Origin of the sequence: Streptomyces sp. NPDC051684 (assembly GCF_044453445.1) — a bacterium.
In the GTDB taxonomy this organism is placed as follows: domain Bacteria; phylum Actinomycetota; class Actinomycetes; order Streptomycetales; family Streptomycetaceae; genus Streptomyces.
On record NZ_JBITCS010000057.1, the window covers coordinates 1 to 23,866 of the forward strand.

Annotated in this window: 36 protein-coding genes; all 36 read right to left on the reverse strand. The window is 70.5% G+C overall.

The window, feature by feature from the left end; genetic code table 11:
* Positions 1-6: 6 nt before the first annotated feature.
* The 36 genes from ACIA8D_RS38740 to ACIA8D_RS38915 all read right to left on the reverse strand — a co-directional run bounded on the left by ACIA8D_RS38740 (position 7) and on the right by ACIA8D_RS38915 (position 23,858).
* Positions 7-189 carry a hypothetical protein gene (locus ACIA8D_RS38740; protein ID WP_399239660.1) on the reverse strand — a complete coding sequence of 61 codons (183 nt, stop codon included), beginning with the start codon at positions 187-189 and terminating at the stop codon, positions 7-9.
* 7 nt (positions 190-196) lie between these two features.
* Positions 197-1,147: a glycoside hydrolase family 25 protein gene (locus tag ACIA8D_RS38745; RefSeq protein ID WP_399239662.1), complete on the reverse strand. Its 951-nt coding sequence runs from the start codon at positions 1,145-1,147 to the stop codon at positions 197-199.
* A 62-nt stretch (positions 1,148-1,209) separates the two neighbouring features.
* On the reverse strand, positions 1,210-3,018 hold the full coding sequence (locus ACIA8D_RS38750; RefSeq protein WP_399239664.1) for a glycosyl hydrolase family 28-related protein: 1,809 nt from the start codon (positions 3,016-3,018) through the stop codon (positions 1,210-1,212).
* 1 nt (position 3,019) lies between these two features.
* Positions 3,020-3,913: a hypothetical protein gene (locus tag ACIA8D_RS38755; protein ID WP_399239665.1), complete on the reverse strand. Its 894-nt coding sequence runs from the start codon at positions 3,911-3,913 to the stop codon at positions 3,020-3,022.
* A gap of 47 nt (positions 3,914-3,960) precedes the next feature.
* Entirely contained in the window at positions 3,961-5,133 is a 1,173-nt protein-coding gene (locus ACIA8D_RS38760) for a siphovirus ReqiPepy6 Gp37-like family protein (RefSeq protein WP_399239667.1), read from the reverse strand.
* Positions 5,134-5,146: 13 nt separating this feature from the next.
* Positions 5,147-6,115 (reverse strand): phage tail protein, encoded by a 969-nt coding sequence (locus ACIA8D_RS38765; protein WP_399239669.1) that lies wholly within the window; start codon positions 6,113-6,115, stop codon positions 5,147-5,149.
* Positions 6,116-8,998, reverse strand: coding sequence for a hypothetical protein (locus tag ACIA8D_RS38770; RefSeq protein ID WP_399239671.1), 2,883 nt, complete (start codon positions 8,996-8,998; stop codon positions 6,116-6,118). It abuts the gene before it with no gap.
* Positions 8,999-9,149: 151 nt separating this feature from the next.
* The gene (locus tag ACIA8D_RS38775; RefSeq protein ID WP_399239672.1) at positions 9,150-9,596 is read right to left on the reverse strand and encodes a hypothetical protein; all 447 of its coding nucleotides are present in this window, start codon (positions 9,594-9,596) and stop codon (positions 9,150-9,152) included.
* A gap of 11 nt (positions 9,597-9,607) precedes the next feature.
* A complete protein-coding gene (locus ACIA8D_RS38780; protein ID WP_399239674.1) occupies positions 9,608-10,114 on the reverse strand; it encodes a hypothetical protein in 507 nt (168 codons plus the stop codon).
* Between the two features lie 3 nt (positions 10,115-10,117).
* A complete protein-coding gene (locus tag ACIA8D_RS38785; protein ID WP_399239676.1) occupies positions 10,118-10,603 on the reverse strand; it encodes a hypothetical protein in 486 nt (161 codons plus the stop codon).
* Position 10,604: 1 nt separating this feature from the next.
* A complete protein-coding gene (locus ACIA8D_RS38790) occupies positions 10,605-10,778 on the reverse strand; it encodes a hypothetical protein (RefSeq protein ID WP_399239678.1) in 174 nt (57 codons plus the stop codon).
* An 11-nt stretch (positions 10,779-10,789) separates the two neighbouring features.
* Positions 10,790-11,242, reverse strand: a complete 453-nt coding sequence (locus ACIA8D_RS38795) for a hypothetical protein (RefSeq protein WP_399239680.1) — start codon at positions 11,240-11,242, stop codon at positions 10,790-10,792.
* Positions 11,242-11,793 carry a hypothetical protein gene (locus ACIA8D_RS38800; protein ID WP_399239682.1) on the reverse strand — a complete coding sequence of 184 codons (552 nt, stop codon included), beginning with the start codon at positions 11,791-11,793 and terminating at the stop codon, positions 11,242-11,244. The genes ACIA8D_RS38795 and ACIA8D_RS38800 overlap by 1 nt, the downstream gene beginning before the upstream one ends.
* Positions 11,794-11,797: 4 nt before the next feature.
* The gene (locus ACIA8D_RS38805) at positions 11,798-12,019 is read right to left on the reverse strand and encodes a hypothetical protein (RefSeq protein ID WP_399239683.1); all 222 of its coding nucleotides are present in this window, start codon (positions 12,017-12,019) and stop codon (positions 11,798-11,800) included.
* 62 nt (positions 12,020-12,081) lie between these two features.
* Positions 12,082-13,332 (reverse strand): phage major capsid protein, encoded by a 1,251-nt coding sequence (locus ACIA8D_RS38810; protein ID WP_399239685.1) that lies wholly within the window; start codon positions 13,330-13,332, stop codon positions 12,082-12,084.
* Between the two features lie 77 nt (positions 13,333-13,409).
* On the reverse strand, positions 13,410-14,183 hold the full coding sequence (locus ACIA8D_RS38815) for an HK97 family phage prohead protease (protein ID WP_399239687.1): 774 nt from the start codon (positions 14,181-14,183) through the stop codon (positions 13,410-13,412).
* A complete protein-coding gene (locus tag ACIA8D_RS38820; RefSeq protein WP_399239689.1) occupies positions 14,158-15,480 on the reverse strand; it encodes a phage portal protein in 1,323 nt (440 codons plus the stop codon). The genes ACIA8D_RS38815 and ACIA8D_RS38820 overlap by 26 nt, the downstream gene beginning before the upstream one ends.
* On the reverse strand, positions 15,477-15,644 hold the full coding sequence (locus tag ACIA8D_RS38825) for a hypothetical protein (RefSeq protein WP_399239691.1): 168 nt from the start codon (positions 15,642-15,644) through the stop codon (positions 15,477-15,479). Before ACIA8D_RS38825 ends, ACIA8D_RS38820 begins: the two co-directional genes overlap by 4 nt.
* A 5-nt stretch (positions 15,645-15,649) precedes the next feature.
* Positions 15,650-17,125, reverse strand: a complete 1,476-nt coding sequence (locus ACIA8D_RS38830) for a terminase (RefSeq protein ID WP_399239693.1) — start codon at positions 17,123-17,125, stop codon at positions 15,650-15,652.
* Entirely contained in the window at positions 17,109-17,375 is a 267-nt protein-coding gene (locus ACIA8D_RS38835) for a hypothetical protein (RefSeq protein WP_399239695.1), read from the reverse strand. Before ACIA8D_RS38835 ends, ACIA8D_RS38830 begins: the two co-directional genes overlap by 17 nt.
* A 270-nt stretch (positions 17,376-17,645) precedes the next feature.
* Positions 17,646-18,083, reverse strand: coding sequence for a hypothetical protein (locus ACIA8D_RS38840; RefSeq protein WP_399239697.1), 438 nt, complete (start codon positions 18,081-18,083; stop codon positions 17,646-17,648).
* A gap of 6 nt (positions 18,084-18,089) precedes the next feature.
* Positions 18,090-18,365, reverse strand: coding sequence for an HNH endonuclease (locus ACIA8D_RS38845; protein WP_399239699.1), 276 nt, complete (start codon positions 18,363-18,365; stop codon positions 18,090-18,092).
* Positions 18,366-18,380: 15 nt separating this feature from the next.
* A complete protein-coding gene (locus ACIA8D_RS38850; protein ID WP_399239701.1) occupies positions 18,381-18,632 on the reverse strand; it encodes a hypothetical protein in 252 nt (83 codons plus the stop codon).
* Between the two features lie 270 nt (positions 18,633-18,902).
* Positions 18,903-19,106 (reverse strand): hypothetical protein, encoded by a 204-nt coding sequence (locus ACIA8D_RS38855; protein ID WP_399239703.1) that lies wholly within the window; start codon positions 19,104-19,106, stop codon positions 18,903-18,905.
* Between the two features lie 25 nt (positions 19,107-19,131).
* The gene (locus tag ACIA8D_RS38860) at positions 19,132-19,299 is read right to left on the reverse strand and encodes a hypothetical protein (RefSeq protein ID WP_399239705.1); all 168 of its coding nucleotides are present in this window, start codon (positions 19,297-19,299) and stop codon (positions 19,132-19,134) included.
* Positions 19,300-19,394: 95 nt separating this feature from the next.
* Entirely contained in the window at positions 19,395-19,535 is a 141-nt protein-coding gene (locus ACIA8D_RS38865) for a hypothetical protein (protein WP_399239707.1), read from the reverse strand.
* Positions 19,536-19,618: 83 nt separating this feature from the next.
* Entirely contained in the window at positions 19,619-20,320 is a 702-nt protein-coding gene (locus ACIA8D_RS38870) for a hypothetical protein (RefSeq protein WP_399239709.1), read from the reverse strand.
* Positions 20,317-20,826, reverse strand: coding sequence for a hypothetical protein (locus ACIA8D_RS38875; RefSeq protein WP_399239710.1), 510 nt, complete (start codon positions 20,824-20,826; stop codon positions 20,317-20,319). The genes ACIA8D_RS38870 and ACIA8D_RS38875 overlap by 4 nt, the downstream gene beginning before the upstream one ends.
* Positions 20,827-20,833: 7 nt before the next feature.
* Complete coding sequence (locus ACIA8D_RS38880) at positions 20,834-20,977, reverse strand: hypothetical protein (protein ID WP_399239712.1); 144 nt, start codon at positions 20,975-20,977, stop codon at positions 20,834-20,836.
* A 5-nt stretch (positions 20,978-20,982) separates the two neighbouring features.
* On the reverse strand, positions 20,983-21,126 hold the full coding sequence (locus ACIA8D_RS38885; protein WP_399239714.1) for a hypothetical protein: 144 nt from the start codon (positions 21,124-21,126) through the stop codon (positions 20,983-20,985).
* Complete coding sequence (locus tag ACIA8D_RS38890; protein ID WP_399239716.1) at positions 21,123-21,950, reverse strand: helix-turn-helix domain-containing protein; 828 nt, start codon at positions 21,948-21,950, stop codon at positions 21,123-21,125. The genes ACIA8D_RS38885 and ACIA8D_RS38890 overlap by 4 nt, the downstream gene beginning before the upstream one ends.
* 147 nt (positions 21,951-22,097) lie before the next feature.
* Positions 22,098-22,757 (reverse strand): hypothetical protein, encoded by a 660-nt coding sequence (locus tag ACIA8D_RS38895; protein WP_399239718.1) that lies wholly within the window; start codon positions 22,755-22,757, stop codon positions 22,098-22,100.
* Positions 22,758-22,763: 6 nt separating this feature from the next.
* Positions 22,764-23,009 (reverse strand): hypothetical protein, encoded by a 246-nt coding sequence (locus tag ACIA8D_RS38900; protein WP_399239720.1) that lies wholly within the window; start codon positions 23,007-23,009, stop codon positions 22,764-22,766.
* Positions 23,006-23,209: a hypothetical protein gene (locus ACIA8D_RS38905; RefSeq protein ID WP_399239722.1), complete on the reverse strand. Its 204-nt coding sequence runs from the start codon at positions 23,207-23,209 to the stop codon at positions 23,006-23,008. Before ACIA8D_RS38905 ends, ACIA8D_RS38900 begins: the two co-directional genes overlap by 4 nt.
* The gene (locus ACIA8D_RS38910) at positions 23,206-23,337 is read right to left on the reverse strand and encodes a hypothetical protein (protein WP_399239724.1); all 132 of its coding nucleotides are present in this window, start codon (positions 23,335-23,337) and stop codon (positions 23,206-23,208) included. The genes ACIA8D_RS38905 and ACIA8D_RS38910 overlap by 4 nt, the downstream gene beginning before the upstream one ends.
* Positions 23,334-23,858 (reverse strand): hypothetical protein, encoded by a 525-nt coding sequence (locus tag ACIA8D_RS38915; protein WP_399239726.1) that lies wholly within the window; start codon positions 23,856-23,858, stop codon positions 23,334-23,336. The genes ACIA8D_RS38910 and ACIA8D_RS38915 overlap by 4 nt, the downstream gene beginning before the upstream one ends.
* Positions 23,859-23,866 lie beyond the last annotated feature (8 nt).

The following is a 23,866-nucleotide window of genomic DNA, read 5'->3' on the forward strand; positions in this document are numbered from 1 at the left end:
CCCGCCTCACTGTTCCGTCGTCGTGCTCGGCTTGTTGGGCACAGCCCAGGTGATGCCGAGCGCGGCGAGCACCGCGACAAGTGCGGTGATGCCCTCTTGCGTGGAGATCGAGCCGTCATCGAGGGCGGTGGCGAGCGAGGCGGCGCAGGCCGCGACCGCCGCGGCGATTGCCTTCAGGTACTTGGCCATGCCGTCCTCACTTCTCGTCGTCGACGTCCAGGCGGACGGTGACGGACTCGATGGCGGTGGTGATGCGCTGCACGAGCGCGTCGACGTCGACCGCGCTGTCCTGCTTCGCGAGCGCCTCGGCCAGCGTCTTGATCGTGGCGGCCTGCGCGTTCACGGTCGCCTCGGTGGCGCGGACGCGGTTCGCGATGTCCGAGAGCACGCTGACTGCGGCCCATGTGGGGTTGGTCTTGATCGTGGTCGATGTCTCCGGTGCGGGGACGGCGTCGGTCTTCCACACCGCGTTGTAGATGTCCTGCTTGGTCATGCCCGCCAAGGGGTCCTCCTCGGAGTCGGTGCCGGCCGCCCACGCGCGGAGGTCCGCGGCGGACATGTAGGCGATGGATCGGTCGATGGGCTGGCTGGTGAACTGCCAGATCAGCGGGGCGCGTCCGCTGGGTTTCGGTTGCGTGGCGCCCTCGGCCCGGCTGTACGCGGCGGCGCCCCACGGGTAGGCCGGGTACCAGAGCGGCAGTCCGGCGGGGACGTGGCCCGAGGCGATGTCGCTTCCGCTGGTGTAGATGCCGACGCGCTGGCCGGGGAACGCTTCCTGCACGAGGGCGACCCAGCGGGCCACCCATGCATTGATCTGCGAGGCTGAGCGGCCGCTGTAGTTCCGGCCGTCGGTGTAGCGCTCGAGGTCGAGCCAGTGCGTGAACCCGCGGCCCGCGTACGGGCGAACGGCCGAGATGTAGTTCGAAGCTTCGCGCGCGACGTCCTGGTTGGGCCACGCGAAGTGGTAGGCGCCGGGCACGATGCCGGCTGCCTTGATGGCCTTGATGTGGGTGGCGAACCGGGCGTCGTGGGTCTTCTGGCCCTCGCTCGCTTTGGCGAACGCGAACGCGACGCCGTCGCGCTTGTGCGCCGTCCAGTTCTGGGTGCCCTGGTAGGCGGACACGTCGATGCCACGGCAGGTGGCCATGCACTCTCCTGACATGCAGAAACCCCGCCCATCGGGACGGGGTGCGGGGGAACGGGGGCGGGTTACGCGGGCTCGAACACGACGTACGCCACGGTGGACGTGTCGCCCGCGGCCGTGGACTTCACCTGGAACGACGTCCCGGCAGTGCGCGCCGAGACGTAGGGGGCGCCGACGGTGCCGCCCGGCGTCTGGGTGGTGAGCTGGATGCGGCTCGTGGCGGTGATCGAGGTGTTGGGGACGGTGACCGCGGTGGTTCCGTTCAGGGTCACGGTGCCCATACGGGCGTTGGTGCCCTCCTTGATCGCGATGCCGCCGCCCGCGCTGCCGAGGTTGAGCGCCTTCTTGGTGGCGTCCCAGATGTTCCAGACGCCGCCGGACTGCCCGGACGCCGCGGCGAGGTAGCCGCCCACGTTCAGGTTCCCCGCCACGTCGGTGGGCGGGGCGAACGCGTCGACTGGGGCCGCCGTCGTTCCGGTGCGCTCGGCGATGTTGAGGCCGCGGCGCAGCACGGTGTTGCCGCCGCCGTCCGACCAGCCCGCCGTCGCGGCGTGCAGGAACCCGGCGTCGACGGACACGTAGGTGCAGCCGGTGAACCGGGCTCCGTACTGCGGGCTGTTGGTCTGCGTGCCGTCGTCGTCGACGCCGGGGTAGCAGGTGACCAGCCCGACGATGACGGGGAGTTCGGCACCGTTGCAGTTCAGGCCTGCGTAACCGCCACCGCCTGCACCGTTGTTGCGGCCGTCGCGGCGGGTATGCAGGTTCTCGATCTGGATTGGCGGGTTGCCGACCGCGTCGACGAGCACGCCGTTGAAGCCGTTGCGGTCCGTGCTGCAGTCGCCGAGCAGCATGCCGCCCGACCCGGTGCCGTCTGCCCAGTCGCCGGTGAGGTGGATGCCGTTGTTCACGTTCCACTCGGCGCGGCATCCGATCATCTGCGAGTTCGCCGCGTTGCTGATCTCGAACCCGTTGGCACCACAGCCGATGGCTTGGCAGTCGACCATGGTGATGTCGGTCATGACCTGCACGTTGATGCCGTGCCAGCCGCAGTTGTCGACCATCACACGGTGCAGGCGCCAGCTGTACGGGAAGAACCCGCCGTTCTCCTGCGTGTTAATGCCGGCGCCGGTGACCTTGCGAATCGTCACGTCCCGTAGGCCGACGTTCTGAATGTTGCCGCGGGCCTGGATGCCGTCGATGCCCGGATCGGTCAGCGCCGACCCGTCGATCATGACGTTCAGGATGCGGTGCTCGGCGGAGATCGTGGAATAACCGCCCTCGATCTGGTCGAGGAACTCGATGACCGCGGTGCCGGTGAACGCCGCCAACGGCTTGATGTAGCAGGGCGGGTCGGTCAGGTTCACCACGGTCATGAGGTTCGTGTGCGTGCCCATGAGGGTGACTGCGGGCGGGATCGTCAGCGGCGCCGAGGTGCGGTATCCGCCGGCCGGAAGGTAGACGACGCCGCCCATCGGGCATGCGGCGAGCGCGGCCTGGATCGCCGCGGTGTCGTCGGTGACGTTGTCGCCCTTGGTGCCGTAGTCGCGCACGTTGAGCCAGTCGCGGACGGACCCGGCCTGGCTGTACCCGGAGGTGACGCTGTGCGCCTCGATCCAGAAGCGGTTGGCACCTCCGGCGTCGGCCCACATGCCGGTGACGTCGGGCGGTCCGAGGAACCGGGGGATGCCGCCGAACTCGTCGGTGACGACCTGTGTGGTCGGCAGGCCGCCCACGTCCTGGAGGTCGGTGTACTGGCTGCCCTCGGTGACCGCGTCCCACATGGTGACGGCCACGTTGGCGCCGACGCCCCACAGGCCGTCGGCGGGGCGCACGACGAAGTCTGCGGCGCCGGATCCGAATTCGTACCGTGGCACTTCAGCTCACCACCCAACTGACGCTCTCGGGGAGGACGAAATCACCGACGCCGATCGTCGGTTTCTGCGTGATCCAGGCCTGTCCGGGCTTGTCCGACGCCTTGGAGTAGAGGGTGATGCGGCCGATCTGCGCGCCCGTGATGTAGCACATTGCGTAGATGTTGCGGGTCGGGTGCCGGTAGGCGCTAGGGACGAGCAGCGGCAGGCGGGAGTCGGCGGTGTTGCCGAGCGTGGAACCCTTGCGGATCCACGTGCCGAGCCGCAGCGAGGCCGTGCCGTTGCGGACCTGCAGGATCGACTCGACGTCGATCTGCCAGGCCGCCAGCGGGGAGTCGACGCTGATTTCGCCGCTGTCCTCGTAGATCGCGTGCTTGGCCGCGCCGTCGTACAGCTGCAGGCGGCCAGTGTCGTGCTCCCATGTCACGTCGCCGGGCAGCGCGTTCGGGTCGGTGAGCGACGAGGAGATCGCCGGGCGGATCCGCGTGCCGATATACCGCTCGCCGCGCTGCACGGTGACGGACAGCGCGTTGGGCTGCACCGTGACGTTGGCCAGCAGCATTTCGAACGACGCGTACTCGTCGCCGGTGGTGAGGGTCGGCGGGCCCGCGCCGGGGGTGCCTGTCTTGACGACGGCGCGCACGGTCCACGTGCTGCGGCTGAGCCGCAGGACGACGCGGTCGACGCGGGCCTGGCCGGACGTGTTGGGGGTGATGGAGAGGGAGTCGCCGTCGGCGCCGGAGGTCCACGCGTGGCCGCGCACGGAGGCCCGCACGTTCGCCCGGATCGTGACGTTGAGCCCGGCGCCGGCCGTGACGACCTGCGCATCGGTGGGGTATCCGTCGACGCCGTTGTCGGAGAAGCGCCCGGCGATCTGCTCGTATTCGGCATCGGTCACCGCCCGGCTGTTGTGGTCCGGCGACGGCCAGGAGTCCTGAGCCACTGCTACCTCACTTCCAGTCGTCCGAGCCTGCGGGCCAGGTCTCGTACCGTGCGCACCGTGGCGCTCGTGGTGGTCTTGTCGGAGTTGCCGATCACAGCGGTGACCAGCTCGCCCTCGTCGGGGGTGGCCTCGAGGCGGATCGTCTGCACGAGGTCGGCGACCTCCAGCCCGGTGGGCAGCACGACAGTCACCTTGTCGCCGAGGCCGTAGTCGCGGCCGGCCTTCAGGTCCGCGGTGTCGACGGTCTCCGTGGCGAGGGAGGCCTGCGGGTTGTCGTCGCCGAACGCGAGCGTTCCGGCCTGCGTCAGCTCGCCCTTGCTGTCGTCCTTGCCGGACTCCTCGATGAGCTTCTCGACGCGGTACCAGTCCGCGGCGGCACCGGAGGTGACCTCGACGAACGCGCGCACGTTGGCCGGGGTCGCTTCCTCGGCCGGGTCGTTGCCGCCCTGGACCAGCTCGGACGTGGCCAGGGGCGCGCCCATGGTGAAGGCCAGCTTGCGCAGGTTGCCGAGCCCGTACGAGAACCGGGCGGTGGCGGTGAGGTCGGCGGGCTGGTAGACGCCGAACCGGATCTCGTCGCCGACCTGCCGTGTGCGAAACCCGAGGCCGTCGGTGGCGGCTACGGTCCGGCACGCGTCGAGGAGCGCCTCGAACCGCGTACTGACGGAGCGGGTGCCGCCGACGCCGGCCAGCGTGTCGAGGACCAGGCGCTCGATCCTGCGGACCGTGAGCGCGGTCGGCCCGCAGTTCTCCGACACCAACTGCCGGATGAGCTGCTCGGCATTGGTGTCGGTGATCTGCCGGACCACGTTGCTGGTCGTGGTCTGCGCTGAGAACGCCTTGGTCGGCTCGGGGTAGGTGAGGTATCCGGCGATGCGCGCGAGGTCGTCGGTGAACGTCACGGTGACCGTGCCGGGGCCGGGATCCTGGGTGAGGTCCCAGTTGTAGTCCTGCGGTTTCTCCATCGGGCCCGCGCACCAGATCGCGCCGTCCCGCACCAGCACCAGCCGGTTGCCGGGCTGCAGCAGCTCGATGTGCTGCGGCCACGCGGGCAGCGTCACGGCCCCGGAGGCGGGCGCGTTGAAGTTCAGGTCACAGGACAGCTTGGTCCACTTGGCGAGCGGGTCACCGATGAAGTTCAGGTTGCGGTCGGTGACCAGGAGTTGGACCGCCACGCGCCCACCTCCCTCACGCTGTCTCGTACTTGGGGTAATAGGTGAGGTCGACGGCCGAGCCGGGCCCGGCGCCGTCGAGCTGGAACGTCACGTCCGTGTCGCCGGGCGGCAGCGACCACAGGACAGCGGTCGGCCAGTTCAGCGCGCCGATCCAGTTGTCGGTGTCGCCGCCGGGTCCGCGGACCTGCGGCGGGTCGGTGGACACGGTGACGCTCTGCCCGGCGGTGAGGCCGGCGCCGATGTCGGACGGGTCGAGGGTGAAGGATTCGCCGGTGTCCTCGCGCGTGAACGTGATGCGGGTGGCGGGCCCGGTGATGGTCCACGTCGGCCACACGTCGACGTCGCTCGGGTTGGTGACCGTGGTGGCGCCGAGGACCTGCCCCGAGGACACCATCGGGTACGGGTCCAGGAAGTCGACGAGCACACCCGACTCACGGTGGATCGTGACCGGGACGGCATCGATCCAGTACGGGTCCTCGCACCACAGCGTGAGCACGGCCGAGTCCCAGGTGATGCCGGTGGCGGTCTGCCCGCGCCCGTCCCAGCCCTCTTGGTAGTGGACCGGGATGCGGCGCACGCTGCCCGACGGGCGGGCCACCTCGAGCAGGCCCGGCCCGTCGCGCAGGGTTCGCGTGAACGCCCGCGCGAGGGCCCGCCAGTTCGCCGTGAAGACGTTGTGGTCCTTGCCCTTGACGAGCAGCGGCCACACGATCGTGCGCGGCTGTGGCTGGACGTGCCGCAGCCTCGCCCCGCCGCGCGGGTGCGGGTCGGAGGTGAGCACGTAGGGGGCAGCGCCTAGGCCGCTGACGCCCTCGGCGAGGGTGTACCAGTCGGCCGACAGGTCGGTCATGGGCCACCGGGTGCCGGTGGGGTCGATGTACGTGATGGTCGCGTATCCGACCTCAGGCACCTCGATGGGTGGCGGGGTCTCGCCGCCCGGGTCCTCCGGGCCGATGACCTGGGGTGCTGCAATGACGGGCATCTACCGGGGCCTCCCCACGCGCTGCCGCGCCTCTTCCTGCCGCTGGATCAGATTCAGGTCCTTGGCGTCGATCACGCTGCTCCGCGGATACACGTTGTACGTGACCTGTTGTCCACCGCCTGTGGATGCTTGCGTGGACGGCGTAGCCGCGGGCCGCCCCGGAGCCGCCGCGCGGCCCGACGAAATCGGCAGCTTCCCCGAGTTGAGGTCCTCCATGAACTTGAGGCCGTACTTGGCCACGGACGCGGCCTTGACCATGTACTCGCCGTTCGAGCCCCACATCAAGATCGAGTCGGACGTCGCCGACCCGGGACCGCGCACCCTGCCCCCGTCGGGGTAACCGGGGATCGGCCCGCCGGAAGCGCGCTTGAGCAGGCCACCCGCGTTCCCGAAGTTGTAGCCCGACGCGTACGGGCCGGGGGGCTTCTTGCCCATGGTGACGAACCGGGTCCGCTGCACCGTGGTGACGGTCACGGTCCGGTCCTTCAGGCTGGCGAGCGCGGACTTGGCGTTGCGCACCGCGCGCTCGAGCTGGGCAATGTCGCCCTTCATCGCCGAGCGCTTCGACGGCGGCACCGACTTGAGCGACGCCTTTGCGGCCCGCACCTTCTGCTCCAGGTCTTTCAGGTTTCCCTGGAGCTTGGAGAGCTTCGACGGCGGGACGGACTTGATGCCCCCCTTCGCCTTATTGATCTTGTCCTGAAGGTCGCGCATGTCGCCCTTGAGCATTGCCGTCTTGCTCGGCGTCTTCAGGATCTGCGCGGCGAGCGCCTGCGCCTGCTTCTTCGTGAGGCCCATCTGCATGGCCGTCTCGACCAGCTTGGCCCGGCCCCGCTCGTAAATGCCGATCGCCCCGGACCACGAGCCCGTCGCCTCACGGTTGGAGGCCGCGGCCTCGTCCGTCTTGGCCGCGAGGTCGGACAGGGCCTGCGCAGCGTTGCGCTGCTTCTCCGTGTTGAGGGAGAGCTTGCCGCCCTGCATCGAGAGGACACCGGCGTTCTCGCGGCCGGCCTTGGTCGCCGCGTCGATGGCCGCCTCGAACCCGATCATCCCGCCCAGCCCAGCGCGCTGCACGTCATTGAGGGCCTGGATGCTCTGACGCAGCCCGTCCGCGGACTGCTTCTGCTCTGCGAGGGCCGCCTGCGTCTGCTGCGCCTGCTGCCCGAACAGGCCCATCGACTGCGCGGCGAGTTCCTGTTCCAGGCGCTGCCCGGCGAGGGCCGACTTGTAGTCGTCGAGCTGCGCGCGGACTTCCTTCGCCGAGTACCCCTGCTTGCGCATACTGGCGATGACGTTGTCCAGGGCCTGCGCCGCGAGGTCTGCCTTGCCCCCGGTCACCATGTTGGCCAGGGCCTTGTCGACGCCGTCGAGCGCTTCCTTGGCGTTCTTCACCGGCGTCGAATCCATGCCGATCAGCCCGGTCAGGAACTGCTGCGTCTTGTCCAGGTTGCTGGGCCGGGCCAGGGTGCCGAGCGCGTCGGCGAGCCCGCTCAGGTCCGTGCCAAACGCGCGGGCGGCCTCGCCCGACACCTTGCCCGTACGCGCCAGTTCGCCCATCGACGTCGTCAGTTTGTCGACGTCCGGTGCCGCCTTCTGGCCACGCTCCGACAGTGAGCCGAGCGCGATCAGCAGCAGGCCGATACCGGTGCCGGCCATCGCCAGCTTCGCGCCCTTGGACAGTCCGCCGATCGCCGCCGTCACGCCGCGGATCGGCCCCGGCGCGGCCGCGGCCGCAGTGCGCATCGCGGACACCTGCAGGCCCAGCGACAGCATCGCCGCGCGCGCCGCATCCATACCGACCGACGCGAGGCGCACCGCCTTGATGGCGATGGCCAGCTGCAGCAGCCCGGCAATGGCGTCGGGCGGGACCGCCGACACGATCCCGGACAGCGCGTTGACGACGTCGAGCATGCCAACGCCGACGTCGGACCCGGCCTGCAGCACGTGCAGCAGGGCGTCCCCGACGTTCTGCAGGGTGTCCCACACCGCGGGCCCGTTGGCGCGCGCGTAGTCGAGGAACTGCTGGATACCGCCGCCTACCTGCCCGGCGTCGGCCTTGGCCAGGAACTCGTTCAGCTTGCTCACCGAACGGGTCATCGTGCGGTCGGAGAAGTCGGTGAACTTGCGGGTCAGCCCGTCGAACCCCGGGGTGGAGATCGCCCCGCCCACCATGGTGATGAGCCGGTCGAACTGCGTCGACGCGCTCTTGACGAGCCCGGACGTCTTGGGCAGCAGCGCGTTGGCGACCGCGACGCCCTTGGTGAACGGGCCCATCACGTCGCCGGACAGGCTGTCGGACCACTCCTTGTAGTTGTCGCGCAGCAGGCCGACCGCGACCGCCGCCTCGCGGGTCGCCGGCGGCAGCGCAGCGAGCGCCTGCTGGTACTCGCCCTGTGCCTTGACCGCCTCCGCCGAGTTCTTCCCCGACGTCCGTACGGCTTCCTTGTACTTGTCCTGCGCCTGGACGGCCTCGCCGAGCGCCTTGACCTGCGGGCCGAGCGCGAGCCCGTACGCGGCCGCCGCCACGGCCACGGCACCGAACTGCGTAGCGACCTGCGCCGCGGCCCCGGCGAGCGCCGCCGAGGCCGGGATCGCCGCGGGCGCCAGAGAGATCAGGTTGGACTTGAGCTTCTCGCCGAGCTTCTCGGCCGCGTCCGAGACGGACGTGAACGAGGTGCGGCTGCCGGCCACCGTGCGGTCGAGGCGGCGGTGCGCGTCCGCCGTACTGACGAGGGTGCCCTGCAGGTTGCGCAGGTTGCCGTTCGCGTCGACGCTCAGGTTCGCGAGCCGAAGCCGCAGCCGGTCGGCGGAACTGCCCGCCCCGTTCAGGACGCGGGACAGTTCGTCACGGCCGGTGAGGGTGAAGGAGAGACGGTCAGCCACCAGCCACCTCCCCTCGAGGGCGCGCGTTAGCGCGTGGCGGTGTGGCGGTTGATCCAGGCGACCGCCGACTCAAGGTCAGCGGCCGACAGGTTCTCGATCTCCCACGGGCGAATGTGCAGGTAGTGCGCGAGCAGCCACCGGTATTCGAGGATCAGACCTCGGAGGCCTCCAGGCCCTTTACCAAGTGGCCTTTTCCCAGAGCGTCGAGCGCGGCGTCGACGTCGCTCTGCGCGTGGGCGAGCTTGCGCAGGTGCGGCAGCATCGCGTCGACCGCGGCGTCCTCGTTGTTGGCGAGCGCCTCGGTGACGAGGGACTCCAGGACATCATCGATCTCGGCCCGCTCGATGCGCGCGGACAGGCGCCGCCGCCATCCGGGCACGTCGAACTCGGAGAACTTCAGGTCCTTGTCGGCGCGGCGGCGGAACGCCCACAGCACCGCGCGCATGGACGTGGGGTCCTGCGCGCGCAGCTGGTCCTCGATCTCCCGCCACGAGGTCCCGTTCATGACCTCCTCGATGTCGGCCGACTCGATCGCCGACAGGTCGTCGGTGGACACCTGCTCGCTGGTGCCGTCGTCATGGCGGTACGTAACGATCACGGAATCTGCTCCTACTCCAGGTCGCGGCGCACGTCGTCCGTGATCCGCTCAATCTCTCGGGTCATGCGGGGCATGCCCTCCCGGACGGTGCGCGACCACCATCCGGTCGGCCGCGCCCACTGCGTCGACCACCGCTTGCGGTTGCCGAACACCGGGTGGCGCACCCTGCCCTCGTCGATGACCCACGGCATGTTCTTCAGGTCGCGCGGCAGGCGCCCCTTGTCCATCCACACGCGCGCGCCGGGACTGGCCCCGGAGCGGACGCTGATACGGACCCCGCCCGCGAGCGTCGCCCGCAGAGGCCGTGTGGTGGGCGAGGGGCCGCCGCGCTTCTTGCGTCCCGAGCCCGGCAGCTGCACCGTGCGGATCGCCTGCTGCAGATCCTTGTGCAGCGGCTCGGCGGCCCGCCGGATCCTGCGCGACAGGTTGCGCTGCAGCCGCGGCCCGCCGGCCGCCCGCATCTTCCGGGACAGCTCAAGGAGTTGCCCGGTGCCGAGGATCCGTACCGAGCTGGCCACGGCTCAGGCCGAGGCCGGGATAGAGACGTTCTCGGCGGGCTCGGACGTGATGGCGAACTGGCACATGATCTGTGCCGCGTTGTCCAGCTCACGCACCTTGGCCTGCGAGGTCACCGTGCACGGGTAAACGTCCATGGTCTGCGTCGGCACGTCGCCCTCGTCCATCCACACCACGAAACCGGACGCCTCGCGCACCAGCAGCGTGCGGACGTCGTCGCCGTCCTTGGACGCCCAGAACGTCAGCGACGAGTCGTCGGCCGTGATCTCGCCGCCGACCACCGGCGTGAACCGGGAACCGAGCGCGGGCGTGGCCACGGTCTCGGACGTGGTCTGCCACCCGTCCATCGCGCCCGTCTCCGCCTCGAGGGCGGTACCGGCGCTCAGCTCCGATCGCGTCGGGCTGTTCTTGTTCGCGATCGTCGGCACCCACAGCACGCGGGTGACACCGCGACGGTAGTAGCGGGTGGACGCCTGAATCGGAGTCGCCATGTCAGTCCTCTTCCTCCTCGAGCGGGCGGCCCTGTGCCGCGGCCGCCGTTTCCACCGGGCTGCCGTCGTCGTTGACGACCACCCAGCCCGCGCGCTTGTACGCCTTGACCTGAATCGGCTGCACCCAGACGTCCTGATCAGGGAGTTCCGGGTGAGCCATCCGCACCAGTTCCACGGGCGGTCTCCTTACGTGAAGGCGCGCCCGGCGAGCTGCAGCAGCAGCCGCACTTGCACGCCGTTGCTGGTCTGTTCCTGCACGAGCTGCGTGCTGCCGATCGCGACCTCGGCCGACCGCATGCCGAGCGACGGGTCCGCGCCGAGCAGCTGCTCGACCGGGGCCGCGATCTCGTACGCGCGCTGCCGGGCGGCCCGCACGTCGGTGTCGCCGCGCATCACGATGACGGCGACGACGAGCTGCAGCTGTTCCTCGCGGTCGGTGCCGAGCGTCGCCCACCCGCCGGACGTCTGCCCGGCCTCGAACTCGCCCTCGGGGTTGCCGTCGAACCCGACGATCAGCCACTCGCGGGCGTCGCTGTCGGTGACCTGCGGCCCGTCCGTCACCATCACCCCGGCCAGGCCGGGCTCAGCCCCAGCACGGGCCGCCACTGCATCGATCAGTTCCGGGAGACGAGACGCCATCACGCCACCCCCGGAGGCAACTTGAACGGTTCGAGCAGCTCGCGGACGCGGTTGGGGACCGCGTAGCCGAGGCCGGGCACGACCTCGGTGACGCTGTAGTCGTCGCCCCCGGCGAGCACGGGCCCGCGGCTCGCGGTCTGCGTGCGCCACAGGTGTTGCAGCAGCATGCGGGCGGCGAGGTTGATGGTGGGCGGCACGGCGCCGCGGCCGGCCGTGTACGTGACGGTCCAGGGACCGCCATGGAACCGGCCGCCGTTGCGGCGCCGCACGACGCCGGTGGCGCCGTCGAGGTGCAGCTGCGCGACGTCGAGCCCGGCGCCGTGGTCCAGCTGCGGGGTGACGGACACGAGCGCGAGAGCGGGCGTCTTGAGCAGGCACAGCGTGCTGCCGTTGCCGTCGATCGTCTCGGTGATCTCGCGTTCCTCGACGACGCCCACCACGTTCTCGATGACCGCGGTCAGCCCCTCGATGTACGCCTGCAGCTCGAGGTTGCTGCCGTCGCCCGTGAGGTTGAGCTGCTGCTTGGCCTCGTCCAAGTCGATGAGCGCCACGCCGCTACTCCTCGGTGCGGGTCTCGGGCCGCTTGGCCCGGCCGCCGCCGCGCGAGCGCGGCGTTGCCTTCTCGGCACGCGCCGGCGCCTTGGGCTCCTCGACCAGGACGGCGCGCTCGCCGTCCGCCCACGCCGCGGCGGTGGCTTCGTCGACGTCGACGACCTGCCCGCGCCGCCACGAAAAGTTCAGTCCGCCCACGGACTTGAGGACTCGGATGCGGGGCATCGGTCCCTCCCTTCCCTGCAGGGCGGCCCCCGGCAGTACGCCGGGGGCCGCGTGCGGACAGATCAGGCCGCGGCGCCGTGCTCGAACACGCGGAAGGCACTGGCGTCGTCGGGCTTGGCGTCCAGGCGCAGGAAGCCGAAGAACCCGACCTGGAGGAAGTCGGCGTACCGCTCGTCGAGGCGGACCATCTGCCCACCCGCCACCTGCCGCACCACGTACGCGGCCTTGATGTCGCCGAACCCGATGCTCTTGGCGTCGGGCGCCGGGGCCGGGATCCCGTTGTCCAGCAGGACCGGCGAGCCGAGCAGCGTCGATGCCACACCGGCCTGCAGCGACGGCTCCCACAGCGGGCGGTTCTGGCCATCGACCAGCTTCCTGACCATCTTCAGCGCGCCGTCCGACATCGCCCACCGGGCGTTGCCGCGATACGCGATGTCGACGGAGTGCTGCAGGTCCACGAGGTCGTCGTAGGTGACGGCCGCGGCCGCGGACACGCCGCCGGTGACACCGGCGGTGGCGTTGGTGAACAGGCCCTCGGGCTGGTTCGTGCCCGTACCGGTCGCCAGGTGCGCGGCGACCGCGCGGCCAATGCGCTCGCCCAGCTTCGCCGTCAGCCACGACTCGATGTTGAACACGTTGTCCTGCACGAGCTGCAGCGACAGCCGCACGAGCTTGGACGTGTAGAGGTACGCGCCGAGCGTCTTCTGCCCGAACGCCACGTCCTGCTCGGTGATCTGCGTGTTCTCGGCGAGGATCGCGCCGACGTTGTTCGTGTCGTTCGACGTCGGCCAGTTCAGATCGTTGCCGGACCCGGTCGTGATGACGTTGGCCGCGCCGAGCAGACCGCCGTACGCCTTCATGGTCTCGGTGATCTTGTTCAGGGTCTCGGTCGGGATGAGGTATCCGCCGGCCGTGCCCGGGTCCGTCGCACCGGCGCGGATCTCCGAGTGGTTCGACATGAGCAGCTCGCGCTGCTCGTTGGTCAGGCGGGCCATGCCGCGCCGGGTGTACGCGGAGAACGCATCCCGGTAGGCGGCCTCGGCCTGCTCGGCGCGGTCCTCGCCGCCCTCGCGGTCGCCGCCGGTCACGACGACCTCGGAGCGCTGCACGGCGTCCATGCGGGCCGCGCGCTCCATGCGCTCGATGTCGCCGGACAGCTCGGACAGCTCGGCCTCGGCGCGGTCCCACTTCTCGCGCTCCTCGGCCGAGAGCGTCTCGCGGCCCTCGCCGTCGGCGCGCTGCTGGATCTCCTGCATCTGGGACCAGACGTTGGCCCGCTTCTCGATCGCCCGGGTGAGCAGAGTGGTGGTCATGGTGGCGGTGTCCTTTCACGGCACGCCAGACAGCCCCCACGGCGGACGCCGGAGGGCTGACGGAAGGTGGATAGGGATTACGTGCGCGGGAGCCCGTAGCGGGCGGCCAGCGCGTTCATGCGCATCGACAGCGGCAGACGTGCCGGCTGAGTGGACACCGCCGGCTCAACTGGCTTCTGCTCGTCGCGAGTGGACTCTCCCGGCTCGCGGTCGATGTGCACGAGGTCGAGCAGCTCGGGCCTGTGCCGGGCGGCGGCCTCGACCGCGGCGTAGTCGCCGCGCCGATCCAGCGCCCGGGCCACGGCCTTCAGCTCGGCCTCGGTCTCGGGGTAGGCAGGGAACGTCACCGCGGACACCTCGATCAGGCGCACCTCGCGGATCACGCGGACCTCGACGTCGACCGGATCGGCGCCCTCGACCTCGATGGACTCCGTGTTCCACTCGTCCTTGATGACGTAGAAACCGAAGCTCATCCCGGTGATGTTGCCGTTCCTGAGGTTCGCCTGCAGGTCACGCACGTACGACAGCTCGCCGTCCAGGGCAGAGTCGACGGCCAGGCCGCGCTCGTCCTCGGACAGCGACAGGGTGCCGGCCGACATGCGCGACACGACGTAGTACGAATCGTGGTCGATCAGCATGCGGGCGTCGGCCTCGGCGAGCGTCTTGGAGAACGCCCCCTCGGCGATCTCCTCATAGAACCCCCACCGGAGCGGGTTCCCGATCGCCGTACGGGAGTTGAACACCGAGGCGTACCCGGAGAACCGGGGCTCGGCGCCATCGGCGCGGATCGTCACCCCCGCCTCGCCGAGCGCCAGGTGGCGCCTCTCAGCGCTCGTCGTCATCGTCGGCATGGTCGCCTCCTTGTGCCTCGTGTTCGGCCAGCAGGCGGCGAGCCTCGGCCATGAGCGCGGCCGCGCGCACCGGCGCCGGCGCATCGTCGGGCGCGAGCGGGTTCGACCCGAGCGGCGCCATGTAGGTGGGCTGCAGATAGGTGTTGCCCTCGGGCCCCGGGATCGGGGGAAGTTCCTCGAGGGAGCGGATGTCGTTGGCGGACATGACGCCCGTGTCGCGCATCGCCCGGTAGAACGTGGCGCGCGACGAGCTGTCGCCGCGGAGCAGGCCCTGCAGCCGGTAGTGCGCGTACTCGCCGGGCGGCAGCAGCTCCTTGGTGATGCGCTGCTCGGTCGGCGACAGCCACGTGGGGCCGAGGTCGAACGTCACCCAGCCCTGTGCCTGCTGCTCCAGGCCAGTGCCCCACGACGTGCTCTTGGCGGTCTCGGACAGCAGGAACAGCGGGACGCCGAACATGCGGCTGATCTCGGAGACCTGGAACTCGCGGGACTCCAGGAACTGCGCGTCCTTGAACGGCATTGTCACCGGGTGGAACGAGGCGCCGCTGTCCAACACCGCCACTTCGTGGGCGTTCTCGATGCCGCCGGCCTTGGCCTGCCACCGTGCCTTCAAGGCCTGCGCCTGCTCGGCCTCCAGGCGCTGCTCGGTCTGCAGCACGCCGGACACCATGTTGCCGCGGCCGAACAGCTTGGCCGCGCCCAGCTCGGCGGCCTGCGCCAGCCCGATTCCGTTCCGGGCCAGCGCGACCGGCGACAGACCTTTCAGCCCGTCGTAGCCCAGCCCCGGCAGGTGCAGCAGCTCGCGCGGCGTGAACCGGTGCACCTCGCCCCAGTCGTCCGTCGCATAGAAGAACTTCCCCGACGGGTTCCCGGCGCTCGGCCGCTCACGGTCGACAGACACCCGGTCCGGGCTGATTGGCCACAACTCCCTGACCTGCTGCGACATCGGAGAGCGCACCTTCTGCAGGTACGCGTTGCCCCAAAGCACCTTGTGCACGTACGCCAGGCGCCACAGCTCGAGCGGCGTCAGCTCCGGGTGCGGGTCCTTCAGCAGCGGCGCCTCGGTGCGGTCCTTCGTCCCGTCCTTGTAGCTGTGCAGCGGCAGCGCCGCGGACACGCCAGCGATGACAACGACCGACCGCCACACTGTCGGCATGTAGAGCGACGTCTCCTCCGACACCTGCACACCGGCCTCGGACCGCGCACCGCCGAACCAGTCGAGCAGGGTAGACGAGGTGAGCGGCACCGCCGGATTCTCCAGAGACGAGCGCCGCTCGAACAGACCGAACAGGCTCATGAACCAGGCTCCTTACGGTGCGTGGCCGAGGGCACGGCCAGCTTCTGCTCGACGGCCACGACGCCCAGCAGGCCGCCCAGGATGAGCGCTGCGGGCACGTAGATCGCCGCGACGCCGTACAGCACGGCAAGGACGCACACGACCTCCACCACGGTCAGCAGCACGGTTCTCACCACAGGTTCGGCACCCCCTCGTCCTCGACCTCGACGCCGAGGCCCCACTTGGCGAGCGTCACCGCGACCAGCGGAGAGATGTCCACCGACACGATCCGGCGGGCCCACGCCCATGCGTCGCCCAACGGGCGCTTCTGCGCGCCCGCGAGAGCCGCGGCGAGCGGAGCCTGGTCCAGGTGCGACAGGTTCTGTTCCGTCACGGCGTCGTAGAACTGGCCACACGCCGCGGCGACTTCACGGGCCTTGGGCTGCACGACCTCGATGCCGAGGCGGTCCTCCAGGTCGGAGATGAGCGATCCGGCCGGGCCGCCGCCGTCGATGACCCAGCAGCGCGGCTTGTGCCGCTCGTGCAGCTCCACAGCCCGCTCGAGGATCCAGCCCGTACCGGGCCGGTGGTCGATGACCTCGACGTGTGTTCCACCCCGCCAGGGGCCAGCCACGGCGATGGCCGCGTGCGAGCGCTCGGGCGTCATGTCGATGCAGAACACCAGCTCGTCGCCGGGCGTCGAGTCGGCGGCCGCCAGCGCCCGCCACGCGTCCTCCGCGATGACCTGCCACGTGTCCGCCGAGTCCGACGGGTAGTCGCCGACGCCGAGCCGCTCACGCTCAAAGATGCCGCCGCTGCCCAGACTTGCGCGCTCGTTGCGCACGAACTCCGGTGTGATCAGGATGCCAAGCGACGGGTTCGCTTTGGCCCACGTAGCGACGTCGCTGGGATCGTCATGGTCGGTGCACGCCGGGCCGCATTCGTCCCTGTGCGGGTCCACTGACCACTCGAAGTAGGCGAGGCTCGGGTCCGGCGTACCGGACTCCAGAGCGGCCTCACAGCGGCGACGCAGACGGGCCAGCTGCACGGACGGGTGGCCGATCCCTGCCGAACCGAGGTACCAGATCTGCGGGTTGGGGACGGCCGACAACGTCGGCATCAGGGCGCCCATGGCGTCGTCGCCGAGGATCATGTCCTCGTCGAGGATGATGCAGTCCCCGGTGAAGCCACGGGCCGTGGCTCCCGAGCGAGCAAGGAAGTGCAGCTTCTGCCCGTTGACCAGCTCGATGCTTGTCTCGGTGGTGTTGTTCAGGATCCGCTTGACGCGCTTACTCAGCGACGGCGTGCCGAGGATCAGGGAACGGATCCGCTCGAACCCCACCCTGGCCGTCTTGAACTCGTGCGCCGAGTGGAGGATGACGCGCTCGCCGAGCAGGAACAGCCCGGCCAACTCCCTCGCTTCGATGATCGCGCCCTTGCCGTTCTGGCGCGCCACGTTCACCGCGACCTCGAACGCGGCCCATTGCCCGTCGGCGCGCTCGCGCAGCCCGATGTCAAGGACGCGCTGTTGCCACGGGAACAACTCAAGGCCCGCCAGCTTGGCCAGCTCGACAGCCTCACGCCCGGCAGACGACAGCCACTCGGACGGCACGGTGGACAGTCGCGGCGTCTGCACGCCCTCGATCACGTCAGGTTCGGCGAGCACGGACACGGCGCTCCACCCCCTCTTGCAGCAGCTGGTCGACGTCGTCGTCCTCGACCTTGACCGGAGCGAGCTTCCGGAGGGTCTCCATCACCGTGCGTAGCTCGCGCCCGGTGTTCGCGAGGGCGGTCGCGTTGCCGCCCTTGTCCATGATCGCGGCGAGCGTGAGCGCTAGTTGCACCAGACCGGGGGCGATATCGCGGACGCCGAGAAGATCGACTTCGACGGCGATCGCGCTCTCATTCCCGAACATGATCACCCCCGGCGGTCACAGAGCGTCACGTAACGGAGGGTGACGGGCGCCGCTAAATCGCTAGCGCTCGCTTCGGCGGATTAGCGAGTACGGGCCCCGTGTGTACAGCCGACGAACAAGGGCGTTTGGGTCGCCCGGTCAATCGCTGAACTTCTGATCCACTCTCCCCCGTCGCGCGGTTCGATCGGCTTGCGAACCTTGATCGTTTCCACTTTTCGATCTTCGTTCATCGAGCCATGACGCTGCGTGCTCGGCCGCCGCGACGTGCTGTCACCACGACCGCGAGGCCTGCGGCATGCCCGATGGTCGGGCCCCACGCCGTGCCCGGTACCACCGGGTCGCCACCCTCTGCATGGCCGGTGACCGCATGGCCTGGATGCGGGCCATCACGGTGGACTCGCCAGGGTCGACAGTGATCACGCGCGCTTCGAGTCGCTTGTACTTGGCCATGGCCTTGGGGCTCGGCATGGTGTGGATCAGGTAGACGTCGAGGCGGTCCAGGTGCTGGGTGGCCTCGTCGATGGCTGCGTATCGGGCGCGCTGGGCGACGCGTTGCTGCAGCTCGCCGTGGTTCCAGTGCGGTGCGCCTGGTCCGGTGAGCGCGATGGTGATGCGGTCCAGGTCGATGACGATGTCCTCGGGCCCGGCGTGCGCCTCGATCCAACTACTCTTGCCCGCGGCCGGCGGTCCGGTCACGACGAACAGCACGGCTCGTCACCACCTTCGTGATGCCCGCTGTGGCTGGCGTGCGGGTGTGCGGTTGCCCTTGGCGCTGTTGCACCGGCGATGCGCTGCCCTCGCGTTGGCCGGGTCGAGCAGGTCGCCACCGCGTGACAGCGGCTGCTCGTGGTCGAGGGTGAAGGACAGCGGGTGCCGAGCGTCCAGGCCGTAGTCGATGTTGTGGCCGCAGAGCCAGCACGGCAGGCGTTGCGAGCGGAGCCAGGCGGTGAGCCGGATGTAGGGGCGCCCGGTGCGGGGGTTGCCGGCCACGGGCGCCACCTCCGGTCAGTCGTCGCCGAGGACCTCGGCGCGCGCTCGGTCGGCCTTGCGGTTGAGCGCGGTGGTCATCCTGAACACGGTGAAGGTGAGCAGCAGGAACACGACGACGAGCAGCACCTGCGTGATCACGGAGACCACGGCGATGTTGCGTGTGGCGCTCGCGATGATGGCGGCGATGCCGATGCCTGCGGCCCAGCCGAGCCAGAGTTTGACCTTCTCGGCTCTCACGGCGGACTGGATCTCTCGGTAGCTGGCCATGGTTCCCCCCAGGGCTGTGTGTGTCTGAGGGGCCATGATGCGGGCTGTGCGGCCGGTGGGGAAGCGGCGCAGGTGGTGGGGCAGTTGGGCAGCAGCGCGGGCGGGTTGCCCTCTCCCGCGCCACCGGCCGTGACCCGGTCTCCGCGCTGCTGCCCGGACACGCCGAAGCCCCCGCCGGGGGGAACCGTTGCGGGGGCTTCGTCGTGCGTCTGTGGTGCCGATTCGAGGCACAGTTGTTCACCGAGATCGTGACACCGGCCTGACCTGCAGTCAAGCGGCGTTGGCGGTGTCGCGCTGTGCGGCGTAAGTCTGGACGTCGGCGAGGACGAACCAGCGCTGCCGTGGCGTCGAGCCGGGGGCCGGCCGGAGGTGGCCGCGGCGTACGAGCTGGCGGACGCCACCGAGGCTGATGTCGAGGGCGGTGGCGGTCTGGTGGGCGGTGAGGTAGCCGGGGCGCAACAGCTGTGACTCCATCGCTCCATGATGCGGCAGGGGCCGGTCAGTCGAGCGGGACCTCAACCTCTTTGATCTTGCCGCTGGTCGACAGCTCAGCACGTACCGGGCTGTCGCCGGAGACTCCGGCGCGCTCGGCGGCCTTCACGAACGCGGACAGCTCATCGAGCGTCAGATCCTTGTCTTCACCCACGAACCTCAGTGCGGCAGGCATGGGCTCATGATGACGCAGGCAGGCCCCGCCGCGGGAGAGTGCGGCGGGGCCAACTACCGGGCGTTACCCGGCGCGCAGGTTCCGGTGTGGCGGCGTTACCGCTGTGGCGTACCCGGGACCGGCTTCTCCTCCACCGGGTAGTAGCCGCCCTGTGAGGCCCGGTACTCGGTGGCGTTCTCCGTGTCGGTCTCCGCTCGCTCCGGGTCCCTGATCGGCATGTCGTTGTTCAGTGCCATGATGGCGCTCCTGTCTCGTACGGGATGGGAACCGGGGCGGCCGATCTGCTTGGCGGTAGGGCGGCCGCCCCGGGGCTTGTGGGTCAGCGCTTGCGGCGCTTCCGGTTCTGCTCGGCGCCGTCGAAGAACCGGCCTACGAGGGTGCCGACTTGGGTTCGGCGCTGCTCGGTCTCGGCGGCGTCGCGGACGACGGTCCCGGCCTGGCCGATGGCCTCTACACTCAACCCCTTCTGAGGGGGGTCCTCTTGGCCGTTGTTGGCGTTGGTGTTGTTGGCTGACCTGCAGCAACAACCGTCGCCGTGTTCATCGTTCGGCTCGGGGGGAGCGGGCGGGATGTCCTCGTGGTGGACTCCCGGGCCGTTGCCCGTGGGGGTGCGCACACCCGGGCGGACACGGATGCCCTCGGCCTTGAGGATCTTGCGGACGGTCTTGGTGTCCTCCGTGCGGAGCTGCTTCCGCAGCGCGGTCAACAGCACGCTGTTGCCACCCGTGCCGAGCGTGCGTAGTGCCTCGGCCACGTCCGGCGCCTCCTGCTCGTCGGGCTCGGCGTCGTCGGTGCCGCGGCGCTTGCGGGCCCACGCGACGGAGCGCTGCCCGACCACGGTCACGATCGATCCGGCGGCGGCGTAAGCGACGTAGGGGAACGCGGTCACGATGGCGCGGACGATCATCACGGCGGCCGCGGCGAGGATGAGCGCGACGACGGCGCCCGCGATGCGGCTCGGTGGCGCGTCGTCCTCGGCGGCCTCGGGCTCGATGTCCGGCTCGGTGGTGTCGTCGCTCATGCCACGGCCCCGTACACGGTGTCGCCGAGCCAGTTGACGGCCTGGGCGATGGGGACGGCGGCGAGGCCGGCCACGCCCGCGCTGGTGCCGAGGCAGATGCCGCACCAGGCGCCCATCTTCAGGTCGCGGCCGCGCTTGGACTTCTTGATCGCGACGACGATCGCGACGGTGAGGATGAGGACGATGCCGCCGCCGGTCTGGGTGAGCGGGATGTAGGCGGCGCCCGACGAGTGCTGTCCGGTCTGCCCGCCTACGCCCCAGACGAGGGCGACGTCGCCGAGCCAGTTCGTGATCCACAGGGCGGTCTTGGCGACCCAGCCGATCAGGCCGCCGACGCCGAGGGTGACGAGGACGCCGTAGGCCCACGCGAAGAGGAACGGGAGCAGCTGGCCAGCCTGGCGCAGCGGGTCGTTGCGGAGCGTCTTAGAGCCGGGCCACCAGCGCACGAGGGTGGCGACGAGGATGCAGATACCGATGGTGACGCCGCCGAGGGTCACGTAGGTCATGAGGGTCCTAGCGGAGGATGGCCACGCCGAGCGCGGCGATGGTGACGATGAAGGCGACAGTCCCGGTGATGCGGGGGACGTCGGGGAGCGCGACGGCGCAGAGGCCGAGGAACGCGACCAGCACGGCGATCGGGAAGAGGATCGCGAGCACGGCGTCTACTCGATGACCGGGTGGCCGGCGAAGTAGTCGGCCCACGACCACGGTTCGTGGGCCGGGGCGGGCTCGTAGCCGGGCGGCAGGTCATCGCCGGGCGGGAGCGCGGGCAGCTGCTCGTCGGCGTTGAGCGCGGGCTGCGTCATGAGGTCACCTCGGCCTCGCGCGGCTTGGCGTCCTCGGTGAACCAGTTACGTCCCCGGTCGTCCTTGCTGTGGACGTCGATGCGTCCTGCGTGGACCCAGCTACGGACGGTGGACGGGTCGACGCCGAACCTCTGGGCGACCTCTGCGGTGGTGAGCAGGACGGGAGGCGGCGACGGGCGCTCGGCGGCGTCCCGGTCGTCCTCGTCGCCGTCCTGGCCGTCCTGCTCGTCGCGCGCGGGCGGCGCGACGATCGGCAGCAGCACCGCGTTGTCGGGGACGACTGACGAGGCGTCGGGGACGCTCGGGACGTCTGGGGTCTCGGTGGCGTCCTCGGCGTCCTGGTGCGTGGCGGGCGGAGTCGCTGCGAGGTGCAGCAGGTGCCCGACGACCGCCGGGGGCACGAGCGACGTGACGGCGACGAGCCACGCCTGGGACGCGGCGAGGTGTCCGGTGCCGATGAGGTGGGACACGACCTGTGCGGCCATGGCGAGGCCGAGGGCGAGGCAGGCGCCGAGGATCGCGGACCAGCGGCCGCGGTCGCCGCTGCGGCGGGTGGAGGCGACGGCGGCCGCGATGCCGGCGTACGCGGAGAGGACCACCGGCATGCCGTAGGCGAACTGTTCTGACCAGCCTGCGGCGCGAGCCAGGTGGTATTCGCCGGGGGCGCACATGAGGAGTGCGACGGCGAGTACGACGGGGCGGCCACCGGCGGTGAGTCCGCGTACCCAGAGGGGCGGAATGGGCCGGTCAGGGCTGAGGTGGGTGGGCCGGAAGATCCGGCGCAGGACGCCACGCGGGCGCCTGGGCATGGCACGATGAGCCATAGCCGTCTCCTTGCTGTGATCAAGGTTGGCGGTCAGGCCCTCGTTCGGTGTTACCAGCACCGGCGGGGGCCGTTCTGTTTGTGGTTGTACGGGTCAGCTTGGCACAAGATCAGCCCTTACGCCACGCTTTGTTGTGATTCTCTCGCGTCAACTCGCCAGCGCCCCGGGGGCGTTGGCGGCGTCCTGCTGGGCGCGAGCGAGGGCGAGCGCGCGGGACGGCGGCCATGTCGAGCCGCACCACCGGCAGGTGACGGTGCCCTCGCCGGGACGCCGGGACAGGACGGCACCGCAGCGGGCGTCCTCGGCGTCCACGACGGTCGGGCACTCCCCCATGCGGACGGGACGCTCGGCTGGGTCGATGGGGTCCACGATCGAGGAGACGTCGCGTTCGAGGCCGCGGACCTCGGCGGCCATGTCGCCGGCCATCGGCCAACTGGACGCGATCCACTCCATGTTGATCGAGAGGGCGCGGGCGGCGACGACGATGCGCCGGCCGATGTCGTGCTCGATGACGGGCTGTCCCCATCCGCGGTCTGCCTGCATGGCGGCGCGCCAGTCCTCGAGGACACCGACGATGCCGCCGGGCCCGCGGAGGCTGAACGGGGCCTCGGCGACGGGCAGGGGCGCCTCGGTGCGCCCGCCGGACCGGACGCCCTCGGCGGGGCCGGTGACGGCGGGCTGCAGGAACGCGCCGAGGGCCGTGTACCAGCGGGGCGCGTTGTCGAGGCGGCGGGCGGTGGCGAGGGTGCAGCCGGGGCACAGGTAGCCGTGCTCGATGTTCCGCTCGCACAGGCCGCAGACGTTCATGTGGTGCTACTTCCGTCGTGCCGCGCGGGCGAGGGCGCGGCGGGTGGCTCGGTTGGGCGTCGGGGCGGGCACGCGGTCGGCGGCCCGCTCGTCGCGGGTGGTGCTCGTGGCCGAGGCGGTGCCAAGACTGGGCAGGGCGGCGAGGTCGTCGTCGGCGATGACGTGCTCCTCGTCCCACACGGCGTGGGTGTCCCACGTGACCCCAGGGCGGGGGGTGCGCTCGCCGCGGGGCGTGCTGCTCGGGCCGGTCATGCGGCCCACCTCGCGATCACGCACTGCTCGTCGTGCTCGGCGCCCCGGGAGACGAGCCACGTCTCGCAGCAGGCGGCATCGAACGCGGCCTCGTCCTGGGCGGCGACGGCGCCCACGGGGATGTGGCGGATGCGGGCGACGCTGTGGCCCCACACCCAGCCGAGCGAGAGGGCGAGCAGGGCGACGAGTAGGTAGGTCATCGGCTGATCCTTCGGTGGATGGCGCGAGCGAGGGCGATGCCCGCGGCGGTGGCGAGGACGGCGGCGCCGATGGTCCAGGCGAGCGCGCCGTAGAGGACGGTGAGGAACGCGTCGGACAGGGCGATCACGGCTGCTGCGCCTCGGCCGCCAGAGTTCGGATGGCAGCGGCGACGGACTGCACGGCGTCGCGTACCTCGCGGCTGCTCCACTCCTCGGGCCAGGCGTCGCCGTCCTCGCCGCCGCCGTGGCGCATCTCCATGGCGAGCTCGTCGGCCAGCTCGGCGGCCTCGCGCAGCACGGCGGCCCGGTCGGCGAGCGCGGGCATGGTCGTGATGCGGCGCAGCTCGGCGAGCGCGTCCTGTTCGTCTTCGGTGATCTCGCTGCCGTCCGTGGCGGCTTCGTCGTCCGCCAGGTCGAGGGCGTAGCCGAGCATGCGCTGATGGGTTTCACTCAGCGCGACTGTCCGGCCGGCGGGTGCCAACGGTGCGGGCGCGGACTGCTCGGCCAGCGTGGCGGTGATCCGCTCCCACAGCGAGCAGCCGCCGCAGGTGAGGTCGGCGCCGAGGTTGTCGTGACGGGACGCGTGCTCGTGTGTCGCGGCTAGGTAAGCCTCTGCTGTGCGGAGGAGGGCGAGCGGTTCGGTGGTCATGTCGTCTC

Bases quoted from the DNA above. Each gene is read 5' to 3' on its own strand.
- ACIA8D_RS38905 (WP_399239722.1), bottom strand. From the start codon at position 23,209: ATGACCTACCTACTCGTCGCCCTGCTCGCCCTCTCGCTCGGCTGGGTG.
- ACIA8D_RS38805 (WP_399239683.1), bottom strand. From the start codon at position 12,019: ATGCCCCGCATCCGAGTCCTCAAGTCCGTGGGCGGACTGAACTTTTCG.
- ACIA8D_RS38915 (WP_399239726.1), bottom strand. From the start codon at position 23,858: ATGACCACCGAACCGCTCGCCCTCCTCCGCACAGCAGAGGCTTACCTA.
- ACIA8D_RS38865 (WP_399239707.1), bottom strand. From the start codon at position 19,535: ATGGCACTGAACAACGACATGCCGATCAGGGACCCGGAGCGAGCGGAG.
- ACIA8D_RS38870 (WP_399239709.1), bottom strand. From the start codon at position 20,320: ATGAGCGACGACACCACCGAGCCGGACATCGAGCCCGAGGCCGCCGAG.
- ACIA8D_RS38855 (WP_399239703.1), bottom strand. From the start codon at position 19,106: ATGGAGTCACAGCTGTTGCGCCCCGGCTACCTCACCGCCCACCAGACC.
- ACIA8D_RS38785 (WP_399239676.1), bottom strand. From the start codon at position 10,603: ATGGCGACTCCGATTCAGGCGTCCACCCGCTACTACCGTCGCGGTGTC.
- ACIA8D_RS38795 (WP_399239680.1), bottom strand. From the start codon at position 11,242: ATGGCGTCTCGTCTCCCGGAACTGATCGATGCAGTGGCGGCCCGTGCT.
- ACIA8D_RS38875 (WP_399239710.1), bottom strand. From the start codon at position 20,826: ATGACCTACGTGACCCTCGGCGGCGTCACCATCGGTATCTGCATCCTC.
- ACIA8D_RS38890 (WP_399239716.1), bottom strand. From the start codon at position 21,950: ATGGCTCATCGTGCCATGCCCAGGCGCCCGCGTGGCGTCCTGCGCCGG.
- ACIA8D_RS38895 (WP_399239718.1), bottom strand. From the start codon at position 22,757: ATGAACGTCTGCGGCCTGTGCGAGCGGAACATCGAGCACGGCTACCTG.
- ACIA8D_RS38835 (WP_399239695.1), bottom strand. From the start codon at position 17,375: ATGTTCGGGAATGAGAGCGCGATCGCCGTCGAAGTCGATCTTCTCGGC.
- ACIA8D_RS38860 (WP_399239705.1), bottom strand. From the start codon at position 19,299: ATGCCTGCCGCACTGAGGTTCGTGGGTGAAGACAAGGATCTGACGCTC.
- ACIA8D_RS38745 (WP_399239662.1), bottom strand. From the start codon at position 1,147: ATGGCCACCTGCCGTGGCATCGACGTGTCCGCCTACCAGGGCACCCAG.
- ACIA8D_RS38900 (WP_399239720.1), bottom strand. From the start codon at position 23,009: ATGACCGGCCCGAGCAGCACGCCCCGCGGCGAGCGCACCCCCCGCCCT.
- ACIA8D_RS38740 (WP_399239660.1), bottom strand. From the start codon at position 189: ATGGCCAAGTACCTGAAGGCAATCGCCGCGGCGGTCGCGGCCTGCGCC.
- ACIA8D_RS38815 (WP_399239687.1), bottom strand. From the start codon at position 14,183: ATGCCGACGATGACGACGAGCGCTGAGAGGCGCCACCTGGCGCTCGGC.
- ACIA8D_RS38850 (WP_399239701.1), bottom strand. From the start codon at position 18,632: ATGGCCAGCTACCGAGAGATCCAGTCCGCCGTGAGAGCCGAGAAGGTC.
- ACIA8D_RS38765 (WP_399239669.1), bottom strand. From the start codon at position 6,115: ATGCCCGTCATTGCAGCACCCCAGGTCATCGGCCCGGAGGACCCGGGC.
- ACIA8D_RS38885 (WP_399239714.1), bottom strand. From the start codon at position 21,126: ATGACGCAGCCCGCGCTCAACGCCGACGAGCAGCTGCCCGCGCTCCCG.
- ACIA8D_RS38810 (WP_399239685.1), bottom strand. From the start codon at position 13,332: ATGACCACCACTCTGCTCACCCGGGCGATCGAGAAGCGGGCCAACGTC.
- ACIA8D_RS38820 (WP_399239689.1), bottom strand. From the start codon at position 15,480: ATGAGCCTGTTCGGTCTGTTCGAGCGGCGCTCGTCTCTGGAGAATCCG.